This is a genomic window from Kamptonema sp. PCC 6506 (assembly GCF_000180455.1).
Taxonomy (GTDB): Bacteria; Cyanobacteriota; Cyanobacteriia; order Cyanobacteriales; family Microcoleaceae; genus Kamptonema; species Kamptonema formosum.
In genome coordinates this window covers 21,560-36,005 of sequence record NZ_CACA01000285.1, presented here as the reverse complement: position 1 = coordinate 36,005, position 14,446 = coordinate 21,560, and the positions used below count along the sequence as shown (strand labels likewise).

Sequence of the window (14,446 nt, the reverse complement as noted above, 5' to 3'; positions counted from 1 at the left end):
AATCACCAATTACCAATCAGCAATCACTAATTACCAATTACCAACAAAGGAGTCATAAGAACGTCATGCAAAAAAAATTAATAACCACTGCTGGAACAGCGTTTATGGTTTTAGGAATAGGTACTGCAACAGCAGATATAACTAAAGGAGGGTATCTTGTCTCCACCGGAGGCGATATATTAGTACAAATAATGCCATCCCTAGCTAAATTTACCAATGAGTTACACCTTTTTTATCCAGAGCGCCGATATCTTACTACTAACCGAGATCGTAGAGGAGCAATAAATTTAGGCACTTTTCCCCTGGGTAGCGAACTCACATTTGGGATATTTGTAAGAGATACAGGTAATATTTTTATGATGGGGCCCGGAGATCGCAACCCTGATGGAATTCCCCATGCTTCAGTACAAATTATCAGACCAGGAGTTGTAATTGTTGAATTTAAAGATGTTTGGGATGAACAGAATAAAGATTATGAGAATAGCATGATTACAATTGATAATTCAATTTTAGATGTTGCCAAACCCTTAGCTCAACCTGCTACTGCAAAAGATAATTTAGTTTTTGGCAATTTTAATGTTTCTAAGGTATCGAAGCGCAAACAGCAGCAAAAAGCAGTTTAATTCATACCTGCCCGTAGTTGCTTACAACCAATGGTATACAATTGATAAAAGTTCACTAATTTGGAGGAAAATATGCAGACAGTTTTTGTTAAACCACAAATCAAAGTTATTCAGCCAGAAGGTCGTATCAACGCATCAAATGCACCAGATTTTGAATATCAATTAACTGCCGCTATTCTCTCCCCAGCAAATAACTTTTTACTCGTCGATTTAGGAAAGGTCAATTTTTTAGACAGTGCTGGTTTAATGGCATTAGTTTCTGCTTTTAAACTGTCGCAGCACCTCAATCGCAGATTTGCTATTTGCTCTGTTTTACCTTCTGTTCTAATGATATTTGAGTTGACTCAACTTGACCGGGCTTTTGAGATTTTTGACAATTGTAATAGTTTTGAATTGGCGATCGGTGTGGCAATGGATTTTGTCACCAATGTAAATAATTTGAAGAGTTAAGAGTATAAATACTATAGCTTGTAAGGTGGGCGCTCGCCGCAATCATCTGTAGCTATAAGTTACAGATGGTTGCGGCGAGCGCCCACCCTACGTTTAATTATGTCCGACTACTTATCTGAGTTTTAATCGAATTGAGCTATTAACTGGGAATTAAAACCCTAGCGATCGCCACAAAATATAAAGATTTGTAACAAATCTAGCCACTTCGCGTAAAAATTGCCACAAAACCTTAACAGATAAATAGAGGCTAATAAAACATCTACGGCGAATACAGGAGACTTGATGCCATTCGATCCAGAACGAAACAGGTTACAAGACGAGGAACTGATGATGCTGGCAATAGAAGCTCAACGGCATCCACCTAAAAGTAGAGAGAGACGGATGGTTCTCACTAAGCTAGTTGAAAAGATTCTCAAATCTGGCCGACTTTGCCGTCCGCGTTCAGGTGAATTTCCAGAGATATATGAGGATATTTATGAAGAAGCAATCCAAAAACTCATGATTTACATTTGCGAAAAAATAGACCAATATAAACCTGAGAAGAGTCCAGTAATGAGATGGGTAAATTTTTATATGGAGAAGCGTTTTTTTAATGATGCAATTCGTGAAATCATCGGCCCATCTACTGTTAAGGTAGAATCAATACCCGATGAAAACAATCTTGAACAACCAGAAAAAATACCTCTGCTATCTGAACTGATCTTGGACTACATAGAAAATGACCCGGAACAGCTTTGTCAAAACCTGCGTCACAAAATGTATCCCCATCTCAATTTTCAATCCTTAGCAATACGAATACTAGCTAGAGAAAAATGGAGAGAAATCTCAGCCGATTTAGGGATACCAATATCAACTCTCAGCAGTTTCTACCAGCGCAGCATTAGAGAACTTTCTCCGCACATTAAGCTATATTTGAATAGGTGAAAAGGAACATGAAAATGTTAGAAAACAACAATACAACAGAGGAACTGAGTTTTACCGTGACTATCACATCTAAGTTTCGCAAACAAGCAGAACACTTCCGTCGCCAGCAAGCCAATGCAGAAAAAGGCGAACAAGTTTATCGCAATACTTTAGCAGTTTTAGCAGTAAATTATTACTGCCAGTGTATGCAAATTGAAACAGACTTACAAGTTGGCGATAGCTGGGATTCATTAATGCAAAGCCTGCTAAATACAGCCGATTTAACCATCAAAGATTTAGGCAAAGTAGAGTGTAGAGCCTTGCTATCAGACTCGGATATTGTAGAAGTACCTGCCGAGGTTTGGACAGACAGAATTGGTTACATCGCCGTGCAATTGTCTGACTCGATGCAAGAGGCAAAGTTAATAGGTTTTGTAGAAAAAGCAACAGCAGAAAAAATTCCTTTGAAACAATGGCAATCCCTTGAAGGTTTCCTGACAGTGGCGAGTACACCTCGTCCAATTGTAGCGCTATTGAGCAATTGGGTAAACGGCATTTTGGATGCTGGCTGGGAAATGGTAGAAACCATAGAATCCCTATTGTCGCTGCCGGAAACAGAACCTAGTTTTAACTTCCGAAGTGCCGCTCCTATAAAATTCAGAAAGCAGGACAATACAACAATGGGAGCTAAGTTGCTTCAATTGCAAAAGGCAGACGATCGGGTAGCAATATTTGTAGGGTTTGGGCCGGGAATTGAACCGGGAGTTGATTTCTTTGTAGAACTGTATGCCGTGAAACCACAAATTTACTTGCCGCAGGATTTACAATTAATAGTACTTGACGAACAAGGAAAGCCAGTGATGCAAACTGTCGCGACGAAAAACAGCAAAAATATGCAATTAGAGTTTAGTGGCTATCCAGATGAACAGTTTAGTGTTAAGGTAGCTTTGGGTGATGTCAGCATCTTAGAAAAGTTTCAGGTTTGAGGGTTAAAGTTCGATGAGCTGAAACTGAACTATCGCGATCGTCCTAAAATTAAACTGTCCTCAATATAGGCTAGGTATAGAGGCGAGTTATGGAGAAAGTAGTTGTCCTCAAGCTTGATGGCGATCTGGAAATAGGGGGGTTTCGAGCTTCCCTGGAAATCAAAGAAGGCGATCGCGTCTTGATAGAAATCACGCGCAGTTTGCCCCCTAATCCAGAATTAGCTGCCGAAATGCAGCGTCATTGGCAAGAATACCGTAATTTGGGGTTAGTTACCCGAATTAAACCCGGATCTATTAAACACAATTTTATTAACCCTAATAAACTCTCCACTCGCCTCAAAGAAATTAAAGAATCGGGTGAAAAACTTGGCAATCTCATAAATCAATGGCTGAAATCTGAACAGTTTCGCGACATTGACAGGGGACTGCGAGAAGAATTAAACCGAACTGAAAAAGTGCGGGTATTGGTTCGTACTGAAGACAATTATTTGCGAAAACTTCCCTGGCACTTATGGGATTTTATCGATCGCTACTCTTTTGCTGAAGTTGCTCTCAGTCCCATCGAGTATAAAAGCCCACAACTATTGCCAATAGCTGCTAAATCTAAAGTCAGAGTTTTAGCCATTCTCGGTTGTAGTGCAGGCATTGACATTGAGAAAGATAGGGAATTACTAAAAAGTTTGCCCAATGCAGAGGTAGTTTTTCTACTTGAGCCCAAACATAATCAAATTAATGATAAGTTGTGGGAGCAGCCTTGGGATATTATCTTTTTTGCAGGACACGGTGAGACAGATGAAGATACGGGTCGGATTCATATTAATGAAACTGATAGTTTGACTCTTAATGAAGTGTGGTATGGTCTCAAAAAAGCTGTGGTAAATGGTTTGCAGTTAGCAATTTTTAACTCTTGTGATGGATTGGGATTAGCGCAGCGATTGGATGATTTAGAAATTCCGCAAATGATTGTCATGCGGGAAATGGTTCCTGACTTTGTAGCTCAGAAATTCTTGAATGATTTTCTCACAAACTTTGCTAGTGGCCACTCTTTATACCAGGCTTTTAGGGAAGCGCGAGAAAAGTTACAAGGCTTAGAAACTGACTTTCCTTGTGCTAGTTGGCTGCCGATAATTTGTCAAAATCCTTCAGTAGAACCACCAACTTGGAATGACTTAATACCACAAAAGCGAGGATTTAACTTATTCCAAATTATAATTCAATGCAATTTTAAATTCAAGTGGGCAGTTTTGTTGCTGCTGACTGGGGGTTCTGTGGGATGGTTGTATGGGTTGCCAAAGTTGGCTATACTTGTTAATGATTTTGGGTTTGACCGTTACCAGAAAGGCGATTTAATTACAGCTCGAAAAGTATTGCACTTAGCGGAGATTTTGAATCCAGATAATCGAGTTGTACCCTATACTTTAGGATGGCTTTGCCAAGATATCCAAGATTTTGAATGCGCTCGTGAAAAATATCGGAGGTCAGCAAAATTAGGTTTTGCTGGTGCTTATAGCCAATTGGCTCGCTTGTTGATAGTGCATGACAAAAATTACAACGGTGCTGTTAACTTGATCTGGCAAGGTTTGGAACTAGCTAAAGATGATGCCACCAAGTATTCTTTGCTGAAAAATCTAGGTTGGGCGAGGCTAGAACAAGGACGGTATGAAGAGGCGTTAATACAACAGAATGCTGCGATTAAACTGGATAACAATCGGGCATCTGCTTATTGTTTGAAAGCGCAAGTTTTAGAAGGTATGAATGATACAAAAGGAGCCTTAAAAGAATGGCAAACTTGTTTAAAATTTGCAGATCCGAAGATTGCGGATGAAGATGTTTGGATTGGGAAAGCACGCGCACGATTGGATTTAAAATGATGTCAAAAGTCTTACGTAATGCCGCCTATAGGGTGGTATTACACCAGGATTGCAAGTCAAACTTGACAGCGTTCTAGATAAATTTTAGCTGCCTTATCTAGCGGATTAATTAATAAACACGCTTTAAAAAGTTGTGCGGATTTAGTAAAATTCCCATTCATATAGAGAAACAAAGCTTCCTCAAAAATTGACTTAGTAGCTAACTTAGCCTCTCGCATTTCCGGCTCATCGGCATCAAATACTTCATAAACAGCCACCATTTTTGACTTACCTTTAACTTGGACTCTATCAATAAATCGGATCGAATAATCCTCATAATTTTGCAAGCGCAAAAAAGTGTGATGGCTGATTAACAACGACACTCCATAATTTTTTGTTAATCCTTCCATCCGCGAAGCTAAATTCACCGAATCGCTAATTACCGTGCTGTTCATGCGGTTTTCTCCGCCGACAGTACCCAACATCAAAGAACCTGTATTAATTCCTACCCCAATTTGGAGCGATGGCCGGCCTGGCCGACCTCTAGTTTGATTGTATTCAGCCAGCTCTTTAAGCATAGCAATAGCAGCTTTCACAGCATCATCGGCTTCGCCGCTAAATAATGCCATAATTGCATCGCCAATATATTTATCAATAAATCCATTGTTAGCAGTAATTGCTGGCTCCATGCGCTTCAAATAGGCATTAATAAATTTAAAATTATCTTCAGGAGTCATGCTTTCACTCATAGTTGTAAAATCACGAATGTCTGAAAATAAAATCGACATTTCTAACTTTACTTGATCGCCTAATTTTGCGTCAATAATGCTTTCATATCCGAGCAATGCTAGAAATTCATGGGGTACGAAGCGACCATAGGCATCGGTGAGCTCTAGTTCAGCATCGAGAGATTTTTCTAAATCTTGATTGAGTTCAGATAATTCTTCTAGTAAGCTTTCTCTTTCCGCTTCCGCTTTTTTGCGTTCCGTAATGTCAGTAAAAGTTGCGATCGCATAAGCAATATTACCGAATTCATCATAAACAGGAGTTGCCCGACATTCTATCGGAATCATTTGACCATTAGCGGCGCGAATTTCCAAATTATCTACCATTTTTTGTTCCCCTTTCAAGGCCCGCACGATAGGTAATTTTTGATTGGGATATAGTTCATCTGTACCGGCTGCATAGATTTGATAAACTTTTGCTAGTTCCTTGGCTGTGGCGGAGGCCGCAACTTTTTTCCCCACTAATTCTTGGATTTTATTGTTAGTGTAATAGGTGTTGCCATCAGCATCAATTACTGCTACACCCACAGGTACAGCTTCTAAGAATTGAGCTAGTCTTTTTTCGCTTTCGCGGTGCAATCTGCGGCTGTGTTCAACTGCAATTGCCACAGCAGAACCAGTGACACCCAGTAGCGGGGGGATCGCAGGTATCCACCAACTTCCTAGAAATGCTACATAGCTGACAGTAACGAGACTGCTTCCTGTGCCTAAAATGGATGCCACTAGGAGCGTTCCTTTCGCTAAAGTATTGTTTCTAAAACGCTTTGATTCTAGCAGCCGCCAACTCCAACCAGCACTCGCTGAAGACCAAATTAAAACCCAGAAAACTTCTAGTAAATGCGGCCAAACTTTAATTAAAGGTCGTCCTTCTATGGCGGCGCTCAAAATTTGGCTGATTATATTTGCATGAATGACTACTCCGGGAGTCCGCTTGGGGCTACCGCCGGAAGTTTTGCTGTAAGGAGTTAAGAGTAAATCGTTGAGGCTGGGTGCAGTTGCACCAATTAAAACAATGCGATCGCGCATTAAATTAGGGGGAATTTTTCCCTCTAAAACCTGCGTCATCGAGATTGTGGGAAAACTTTCCTGGGGCCCGCGAAAGTTGAGAAAAATTTGGTAGCCGCCAGAATTAGCTCTGACATAGCCGCCATCATTACCTGTAAAAGGTATGAATATTGCTTTGCCTAATCCTAAGTGCATTTTAGTAGCATCAATCATCTCTAGAGAAATGCCTTCTTTCTCTAAATACATTAAGGCTAGTTTTGTACCTAAACCTAATTTGGTTTGGCCATCTTCGGTGCTGACAGAGAGTAAAGCTCGCCGTACTTTACCGTCGGTATCTAATACTAAATCGGCGATACCTACTCGATCTAATTCGCTCAATGCTGGCGGTGGCGGAACTGCATCGCCAACAACCTTTTCTACACCAATAAAATTTGGGGTGGTTTTAAATACTTGTACTAATTCTTGGTGGCCAGGCTGTACTGGTAAGTTGCGGTAAAAATCTAAGCCAATAGCTCTAGGTTGCTGGGTTTTGATATTGTTAATTAATTTAGCTAGGACGGCATCAGATATGGGCCATTTGCCAATGCGAGTGATATCTGATTCGTCAACCGTGACAATAACTATACGCTGGTCAACAGTTTCTAGGGGACGCAAGCGAAAATATTGATCGAGGGTAACTAATTCGATTAGCTGCAAGAGTCCCGCATATTTGGCAGCCATGACTAAGAATGCCACGCTGGGAGCCGCAATCAGAACTGAACGCCATTTCCAAATTCGCTTTTTGAGCTGTGGCCACATCTGCTATTAGCATCCAGATTTGATAGGAGAATCTGGGTTGCTAGCATGATTTTAGTTGAGCAACCACAATTTGGGGAAATAAAGGGGGGGAGTTTTGAGTTTGCTTCGTTCCTTGCGATACTTCGCGTTGCATAAGTTTTGAGTTTTGAGCTTGAGTCAATTTCATGAGGCCAAGGCGCGATGGGTTGCTAGGTAGGAAGTCGTCCCCCCAAACTCTTCTTTACTATCTTCCGCATTAGCCTTCCGCCTTCTGCCTTTTTTTTATTACAGGAGTGGCTTAGTGGCGATCGCATCTAGCCCGACTGATGTTAACAATTGTGTCCAAGTCGCCTCTATGGAGGAATCGTTGGGTTCTAATCGCCTCAGTTCGGCTACTGTAGCTAGAGTATCGTACCAAATGCCACCATTGCCATACAAAGCAGCACGCTCTAAAGGTGTGGCTTTTTCTAGCTGGCTGGTTAAGGTGGGATTAAGCTGCGATCGCATAATTGTCCCTTCTACCGCCGGGCTATCGGGTCTGAGTGCATTACCGCACATAATCACAAAAGACCACTTATAATTTTTGCCCGTTTCTAAGGCCGGTGCGCTATCCGGGAGGCTGACGCTGACAATTCCCGCTTTGCCACTAATCGGTATAGTCGTTTGGTAGTGGCTGTTTTTGTTCTCACCTTCCAGACTAAAAAATACCTTTCGTGCTGAAGTTTCAGGGACGTAAACAAAGAAAGTTGGACGTTCCGCCACCGTTAACGCTTGATAATTCGCCGGCGTTAAAGGTGTAGCCAAGGGGCCACCATTGGCGGTGTCTTGAACGCACTGGGCGCTGCTGCGGGAGGCTCCCCCTGCGGAGTTGTCAGGTTTCCCTGCACCGGGAGGGCTGAAGGTGACGCTGACTTTGGAAGCCTGGGGCCGAGTTTGAGCTTGTACTTGGACTGGCAAGGTGTTAGCGAACAAGACCTCTACGCAGAGCGCGATCGCAAACAGCTTCAGATGTTTCAAAGATTTGTGCTTAATCATGATGAGGAAATGTTGTTTATTTGACAGAACTTACCAACTAATTCACGTAATCCCTCCCTCTGGGCGGTGACTTTACCGCTCAGAAGGCGGCGCTACACATAGATTTATGTAAGTCCTATTTGAGGTGTTCCAAGTCGAGAGGTCGCACCCTAGTATATTCATAATAAAGCCTCACTCCTAGTATATTTATAAAGCTTTTGTAAATCAACCCTAAGATATATTTTATTACAAAGTGACATAGAAACCCTGCAACTGTCTCCCAGGGGCTAGGGGCTAGGGGCTAGGGGCTAGGGGCTAGGGAGAAGAGGAAGAGAGGGGGAGATGGGGAAGATAGGGGAGATGGGGGAGATGGATAATTACCAATTACCAATTACCAATTAGCCAATTAGCCATTAGCCAATTGACTCTCTTTCCCTCTTCCCCTTCTTCCCTAGCCCCTAGCCCCTAGTCCCTAGCCCCTTCTTTGTTAAGTTCACCTCAACAAAGGCGTTTAGGGGGTAGCTACCAATCGATTCAAACACAAACCTCTACTCAATAATCTAGGTTTCTCTAGATATTTTAGCTATTGCAATTAGCCCTTTAACCAAAGCGCCCGCTTACATACTCTAGCGTCGCCTCTTCCTTGGGACTTTGGAAAATAACTTCAGTCTTATCGCACTCGACGAGATAGCCAAAACGCTTGCCATCATCGGAGAGTTTAGCATTAAAAAATGCAGTCAGATCGGAAACTCTGGAAGCTTGCTGCATATTGTGGGTAACAATCACAATCGTGTACTGTTCTTTAAGTTCTCGCATCAACTCTTCAATTTTGAGAGTTGAAATCGGGTCAAGAGAAGCACAGGGTTCATCCATTAACACTACATCAGGATTAATCGAGATCGCACGCGCGATACAAAGGCGTTGCTGCTGACCCCCAGACAGGGAAAAACCGCTTTGTTTAAGCTTATCTTTGACTTCATCCCACAAATAAGCTTGACGTAGCGATCGCTCCACCAGCTCATCCATATCTCCCTTATAATTATTTACCCTCGCCCCATAAGCGATATTATCGTAAATTGACTTCGGGAAAGGGTTAGGCTTCTGGAAAACCATACCAATTTTACGGCGCACTTCTACGGGATCTATATCGGTATCGTAGAGATTTTGGTTGTGGTAATAAATTTGTCCTTTTAGGCGAAAACCGTATACCAAATCGTTGAGGCGGTTAAAACATCGCAGAATCGTACTTTTCCCGCAACCCGAAGGCCCAATGAAAGCAGTAATTTCATTTTTAGCAATACTAAGAGATACATCTTTAACGGCTAAAAAACTACCGTAGTAGATATTGATATTGTCAGTTTGTAAAACAATTTCAGGTTCTTTTTCTAAGTGCATAAAAGCATTCTCCAATCAATTTTTACTCAATAGATAGCGATCGAAATTAAGTTTTAACCTAGATACGATCTGAATTGCACACCCATTATTCAGAGATGCCTAATAGACTTTCTGACGAGTTGCCAAACGAGATAGCACACTTGTCAGCAAAACTAAAAACACCAAAATCAAAGAAGCGGCCCAAGCCAACTCCTGCTGTCCTTTAAAAGGAACTGTTGCAAAGTTGTAAACCAAAACAGAAAGAGATGGAGTTGGTTCCAATAACCCCTTCGGCCAAAAAGGCGAATTAAGCGCAGTAAAAATTAAAGGCGCAGTTTCCCCAGCAGCACGAGCAATCGCTAGCGTTACCCCTGTTAAAATAGCCGGAATTGCCGCCGGCAGCACTACTCTTAACACAGTTTGGTAATTAGAAGCACCCACACCAACGGAGGCCCATCTAATATCTTGAGGCACAATTTGCAAAGCTTCATCAGTTGTCCGTACTATAGTTGGCAACATCAGCACTGCTAGGGCCACACCTCCGGCAAGTGCCGAGAAATTACCTAGAGTTACTACCAGCAACCCGTAAGCAAATAAGCCAGCAATAATTGAAGGAACGCCACTAAGAACGTTAGTCGCAAAACGAATCCAACGGGCCCACTGACCTTTACTAAACTCAGATAGATAAACTGCGGCTAAAACACCAAAAGGAACGGCAATTAAAGTCCCAATTCCTACAGTCATCAAAGTTCCGAGAATGGCATTTGCTATGCCGCCTCCAGACAATCCGGGAGCTGGAGGTAGTTTAGTAAGCAAGTCCAAATTTAGGCGATTTACACCTTTGGCTGCGACGTATAACAGCACTGCAAATAAAGGCAAAATCGCAATTATTAGACAAGTTCCTGCCAGGATAGTCATGCCAATATTGAAAATCGATCGCGGACTGCTTTGAGACCTTTTTAAACTAAAGGAACCGGAGCCAAAAGAGTTGGGATCTTCAACGCTACTAGACATAAAGTAAGAATCTAAAGGATCTGCCAGACTTCTAGTTGTACTTCGCTCTGACGCGAGAGACAATCAACTCAGCAAGGATATTAACTATCAGCGTTAAAGCAAATAGAATTAACCCTGCGTACATTAAAGCTGCTACTTGCAAGCCAGAGGCTTCAGCAAATTGATTCGCTAGCAAAGAGGCAATAGTATTACCAGGAGCTAGGAGAGAAAGGCTTAACTGATTGGAATTTCCAATTAACAGCGTAGCAGCCATTGTTTCTCCCATCGCGCGACCGAGCCCTAGCATAATTCCGCCGACAATTCCAGAGAAAGCAGCGGGTACTAACACTCTAAAAATGGTAGTCCACCGGCTGGCTCCCAAACCCAGAGATGCCTGACGCAATTCAGGAGGAAGGCTAGCTAGAGAATCGCGAGAAATTGCTGTAATAATTGGCAAAGTCATAATTGCCAAAACTATTCCCGCAGGTAGCATTCCAGGGCCAACTGGAGGAGTGCTAAAAAATGGTAGCCAGCCGAAACTGCCATTTAGGAATTGTCCTACAGGCTTAATCAGAGGAATTAAAACATAAATCCCCCACAAGCCGTAGACGACGCTGGGGATAGCGGCTAAAAGCTCTACCAAAAAAACCAGCGTTGTGCGTATTGGGAGGGGCAGAAAATCCTCGCTTAGGAAAATAGCAGTTCCTACACCTAATGGTACTGCTAAAAATAGCGCGATCGCAGAGCTGACGATCGTTCCGTAAATCATGGGTAGCGCCCCATACTCATCTTTAACGGGGTTCCAGCTACTGGAAAACAGAAATCCTAAGCCGTATTTCCCGATCGCGGGTAAAGCTCTAATCGCAACTGTGATGGCGATGATTAGCAAGATGACGGCAATTCCCATTCCCAAGATGCGGGTTAGCCAGATAAAGGCGTTATCCAGTGATTTTTCTGCCTGAGAGCGAGAGCGATCGCCTATACCGCCGTTGTTAGCTTGTTGAATCATAAAAGCAGAAAGATGATTTTTTAGACTTAATTTGCTAATTGCTAATTGCTAATTGCTAATTGCTAATTGCTAATTGCTAATTGCAAGAATGTTAGGAATTGAACCCCTGATGCAACCTACTAATTGTGTCATTAGTCATTAGCCATTAGCAATTAGCCATTAGCCATTACCTATTTGACTTCGATCTTGTAATCGGCACTAATTCCGTCAGCGGCGGCTGCTACTTTCTCTCTAACATTTTGGGGGAGAGGAACATAGCCTAATTCCGCACTTACTTTTTGACCTTCATTTAAGCCGTATTCGATCATGGCTTCTATGGATTTCGCTTTGTTAGGATCGGTAATTTTCTTAGGAATTAGCATCCAAGTGTAGCTAACAATAGGATAGGAGTCAGCCCCTTCTGGATCGGGAATAAACGCCCGCAGATTCTCAGGTAGTGTCACTGCTGACAGGGTTTTTGCTCCTGCTTCGTCGTTGTAAACAATAAAGTTGCCTGCTTTATTTTGCAAGGCAGCAAACTTAACATTGTTACTCTTGGCATAGCCGTATTCAATGTAGCCGATCGCGCCAACGGTTTGTTGAATAGAAGCAGTGACACCTTCATTGCCCTTGCCACCAACATTACCAGCAGAAGGCCACTCTACTGTCTTGCCTTCCCCTACTTTTTCTTTCCATTCTGGACTAATGGCGCTGAGGTGTTTTGTGAATACGTCTGTCGTACCGCTGCCGTCAGAACGGTGTACAACTGTGATATTTTGGTCTGGGAGCTTAGCACCAGGGTTAGCGGCGGCAATTTTGGGGTCGTTCCATTTGGTAATCTTACCCAAAAAGATATCTACATAAACATCTCTAGGCAATTTCAGTTCGGCTACGTCTGGCAGGTTGTAAGCAATTACGATACTGCCTGCTGACATCGGCAGCAAGAGTACGCCTTTATCTGCTGGTACTTTGGCGATTTCTTCATCCTTCATCGCGGTGTCGCTAGCTCCAAAGTCTACAGTACCTTTGGTAAACTGCTCTACGCCTGCGCCACTACCCACTGACTGATAGTTGATCTGTAATTTGGGATTAGCGGTGTTGAAATCTTGGAACCAGCGCTGGTAAAGCGGTGCGGGAAATGACGCGCCAGCACCCGTTAAACTTACGTCGCTAGCGAGAGCGAGTTTGGTGTTAGCAGCGTTGGTAGAAGCAGCAACGGGAGCAGCAGTCGGAGAGGTGCTGTCAGTTGTAGCAGTATTGGTGCTGGTGCCGCAAGCAGCTAGGCCTACTGTCAAAGCTAAAGCGGAAATTGATGCACCCAAACGGTTGGGATTGATGAGATTGATGCGAAAAAGCATGATTATAAAAGCTTGAGCCTTTGTAAAGGATATCCCATAAGAGGATATCGCCTAGAAGTAAAGAGAAGGTTAAGAAACGGTGATTTTTAGAAAGTATTTTAAAGTATTTATCTATCTGTGATTTGATAACCGAGAGGTGTATAAATACATCATATCACTAATTTACGTAAAATAAGTGTATTTAATGGGGAATGCGGTGCAGACACCGGAAAGTCTAGGTTTTTGAGGTGGTGAAGATCCTATTTGCGGGGGTTCTGAAGTTGTTATTCAGATTATGTTAACAAAGTCAAGCTTCGTCTAGAATTATTATTTATCGAACAAATTTGGGTTGGTTTTAATCAGGAACAAGAGCGGGAGAAGCACTACGATCGAGTTGTTCTAATTTAGCGATCGCTAAAAATTTGACTCAAATAAATCCTAGATAGGGGAAATTGGTGAGCGATCGCATTCAACCAAATCTCCACAACTTACGCTCTAGGTAAGGCCCCCATCTAGCGATCGAATCACCGCGCTTGGAAAGCGGCGTTATGTAAGTAATACATAACTCCTATATTTGACTAGATTTTTCTGAACTATGCTAATCTGTCAATACCTCACCACCCTGGGCCAACCCCTAGAGCGAGACAGCGCCATGTTAAAATCCCTGGGATGAGCTGGCGGCTAAGCACCAATTCGGGGAACGATCGGCGATAAGTTGTGAGTTGTAAATCATGAATTTAACTCAAAACTCAAAACTCAAAACTCAAAACTTGTAATGCCTGCTCCCATTGAATTACTCTGGGCCGTTGTCGGTTTGCTCCTTACTATTGGCGGCACTTTTTTAGAAGCCTTCGTCGCCAATCCCGCCTTAATTTGGGAGCATGGACTAGAGCCGCGATCGCTTGGAGTTACCTATCAGATTGGAGCCGTCTTACTGGTGGGTTGTCTGGGAGGTAAAACCGCTGCTGCCCTTTCTCAAATCGCCTATTTAGCGTTAGGCTTAACCTTATTGCCAGTCTTTTCTCAAGGCGGCGGTTTTGGTTATCTCCAAGAGCCAACTTTTGGTTATTTGCTAGGTTTTATCCCTGGTGCATGGCTATGCGGTAGGTTTGCGTTTAAAATGCCACCACGATTAGAATCTCTTGCTTTTAGTTGTTTGTGCGGTTTATTAAGCGTTCATGCTATAGGTTTAAGTTATCTGGTTGCGGCGCACTTCCTGCAATTGACAACTATAAAAACCTTGCCGCTAATGCCAGCGATTCTGAAATACTCGGTTTATCCTCTGCCCGGCCAATTAGCATTAGTTTGTGCTGTTACAGTGTTAGCATTTTTTCTAAGATGCGTCATGTTTTATTGATTTA

At 42.6% G+C, this 14,446-nt stretch carries 12 protein-coding genes; 6 read left to right on the top strand and 6 right to left on the bottom strand.

Features of this window, described 5'->3' with window-relative positions; genetic code table 11:
* The 5 genes from OSCI_RS15975 to OSCI_RS15955 form a co-directional block, all read left to right on the top strand.
* Nucleotides 1–623 (top strand): hypothetical protein (locus tag OSCI_RS15975; RefSeq protein ID WP_234708760.1); only part of this gene is annotated, 623 nt, incomplete at its 5' end.
* Nucleotides 624–695: 72 nt separating this feature from the next.
* Entirely contained in the window at nt 696–1,073 is a 378-nt protein-coding gene (locus OSCI_RS15970; protein ID WP_007356064.1) for an STAS domain-containing protein, read from the top strand.
* Between the two features lie 282 nt (nt 1,074–1,355).
* Nucleotides 1,356–1,997 (top strand): hypothetical protein, encoded by a 642-nt coding sequence (locus OSCI_RS15965; protein ID WP_007356063.1) that lies wholly within the window; start codon nt 1,356–1,358, stop codon nt 1,995–1,997.
* Nucleotides 1,998–2,011: 14 nt separating this feature from the next.
* Complete coding sequence (locus OSCI_RS15960) at nt 2,012–2,962, top strand: DUF1822 family protein (protein ID WP_007356062.1); 951 nt, start codon at nt 2,012–2,014, stop codon at nt 2,960–2,962.
* A gap of 89 nt (nt 2,963–3,051) precedes the next feature.
* On the top strand, nt 3,052–4,833 hold the full coding sequence (locus OSCI_RS15955) for a CHAT domain-containing tetratricopeptide repeat protein (protein WP_007356061.1): 1,782 nt from the start codon (nt 3,052–3,054) through the stop codon (nt 4,831–4,833).
* A 56-nt stretch (nt 4,834–4,889) separates the two neighbouring features.
* Here OSCI_RS15955 and OSCI_RS15950 read toward each other — a convergent pair whose 3' ends face one another.
* From OSCI_RS15950 to pstS, 6 genes are all read right to left on the bottom strand, one after another.
* Complete coding sequence (locus OSCI_RS15950) at nt 4,890–7,400, bottom strand: CHASE2 domain-containing protein (protein ID WP_007356060.1); 2,511 nt, start codon at nt 7,398–7,400, stop codon at nt 4,890–4,892.
* Between the two features lie 264 nt (nt 7,401–7,664).
* On the bottom strand, nt 7,665–8,414 hold the full coding sequence (locus OSCI_RS15945; protein WP_007356058.1) for a DUF928 domain-containing protein: 750 nt from the start codon (nt 8,412–8,414) through the stop codon (nt 7,665–7,667).
* Nucleotides 8,415–8,993: 579 nt separating this feature from the next.
* Complete coding sequence (gene pstB / locus OSCI_RS15940; RefSeq protein ID WP_007356057.1) at nt 8,994–9,788, bottom strand: phosphate ABC transporter ATP-binding protein PstB; 795 nt, start codon at nt 9,786–9,788, stop codon at nt 8,994–8,996.
* Nucleotides 9,789–9,887: 99 nt separating this feature from the next.
* Nucleotides 9,888–10,781 (bottom strand): phosphate ABC transporter permease PstA, encoded by an 894-nt coding sequence (pstA, locus tag OSCI_RS15935; RefSeq protein ID WP_007356056.1) that lies wholly within the window; start codon nt 10,779–10,781, stop codon nt 9,888–9,890.
* A gap of 31 nt (nt 10,782–10,812) precedes the next feature.
* Nucleotides 10,813–11,769: a phosphate ABC transporter permease subunit PstC gene (gene pstC, locus OSCI_RS15930; RefSeq protein WP_007356055.1), complete on the bottom strand. Its 957-nt coding sequence runs from the start codon at nt 11,767–11,769 to the stop codon at nt 10,813–10,815.
* A 170-nt stretch (nt 11,770–11,939) separates the two neighbouring features.
* Nucleotides 11,940–13,106 (bottom strand): phosphate ABC transporter substrate-binding protein PstS, encoded by a 1,167-nt coding sequence (pstS, locus tag OSCI_RS15925; protein WP_007356054.1) that lies wholly within the window; start codon nt 13,104–13,106, stop codon nt 11,940–11,942.
* A gap of 754 nt (nt 13,107–13,860) precedes the next feature.
* Here pstS and OSCI_RS15920 point away from each other — a divergent pair.
* Complete coding sequence (locus OSCI_RS15920; protein ID WP_007356052.1) at nt 13,861–14,442, top strand: biotin transporter BioY; 582 nt, start codon at nt 13,861–13,863, stop codon at nt 14,440–14,442.
* Nucleotides 14,443–14,446 lie beyond the last annotated feature (4 nt).